At 71.5% G+C, this 1,307-nt stretch carries 1 protein-coding gene; it reads right to left on the bottom strand.

Annotated elements, in window-relative coordinates; all coding sequences use genetic code 11:
• A partial coding sequence (locus tag G7A99_RS16455) for an FAD-dependent oxidoreductase (RefSeq protein ID WP_163142131.1) occupies nt 1–1,127 on the bottom strand: 1,127 nt, incomplete at its 3' end.
• Between the last annotated feature and the right edge of the window lie 180 nt (nt 1,128–1,307).

Below are 1,307 nucleotides of genomic sequence, written 5' to 3'. Positions count from 1 at the left end.
CCCGGCACGCCGCTGTCACCGAGGATCGGCGGGCCGTCCTTGGTCATCGGGCGCAGGCACGCCCACGGCTCGGCGGCGCTGCGCTCGACCCGCGAGGCGTAGGCGGGGAAGTTCGACAGCGCCTGGCGCACCACGATCTCCACCCGGCGCTCGCGCACCGAGCGGTCCATGCCCGCGAACTCCGCGGTGCCGGCCACGCGCAGGCGCTCGCCGAGGCGGGTGATCACCACCTTGTTGCCCTCGTCGATGATCGGTACCCGCGGCGCGCCGGCGTCGCCGTCCACCGGCAGGGTGGCGGAGTAGCCCTTGACCGGGCGGATGGGCAGGTTGACGCCCAGCGGCCGGACGTGTGCCGGCGCGTCCACGCCGGAGGCGAGGACGTAGGCATCCGCGGTAAGGGTGTCCCGGTCGGTAACCACCCCGGCGATACCGTCGGCACCGCCGTCGATGCGCTGCACCGATTCACCGAGGCGCAGCTCCGCGCCCTGCCCTCGCAGCCACTCGCCGAGGCCCTCGACGAAGCGCCGGGCGTCGCCGGACTCGTCGTCGGGATAGTGGATGCCGCCGACGATATCGCCGGCCACGTCGGCCAGCGTCGGCTCCACACCGATCACCTCGTCGGTGCCGAGACGCTCGAAGCGCACGCCCAGCGACTCGGTGAGCGCGGAACCGGCCAGGGCGTGCTCGTACTCGCGCCGGTCGCGGAAGATCTTGAGGATCCCGCGGTGGTCGGCGTCGTACTCCAGCCCCGTGGCCTCGCGGATGCCGGCCATGAGCCGCTGGCTGTAGACGGCGAGCCGCGTGTTCACCCGGGTGTTGCGCTCGTGGTGATGGGTACGGCTGTAGCGCAGGAAGCCGAGGCCCCAGCCGATGAGGTTGGGTATCTGGCCGGGGCGCAGCAGCAGCGGGGACTCCTCGCGGCCGATCCACTGCAGGAACTGGCGGATGGCCTCCGGGGTGTTCCAGGGCTCCGTGTGGCTGGCGTGGAGCATGCCGCCGTTGGAATGGCTGCCCTCGGCCGCCAGCTCGGGCTGGCGCTCCACCAGCGTCACCCGGTGCCCGGCCTCGACCAGGTAATACGCCGTGGACACCCCCATCAAACCGCCACCGATAACCAGTACGTGCACTGTGCTTCTCCTGCTCGCACGATATCGCCCGCCGGCGCGGCCGGCCCCGTTTCCCGCGTTTGGGCGGTCCACTCATCTTCTCAGAGGTGATGCCGTGCGTCAGCCGCTGCGTGCGGCGATGCGGAAGGGCGCGGGTGCACGGCGCACGCGATGGGCGGTAGCCTGATAACTTGTCAGACA

Source organism: Arhodomonas sp. KWT (genome assembly GCF_010993615.1).
Note: the sequence above shows the minus strand (reverse complement) of the source record. Positions and strands in the feature narration are given on the sequence as shown.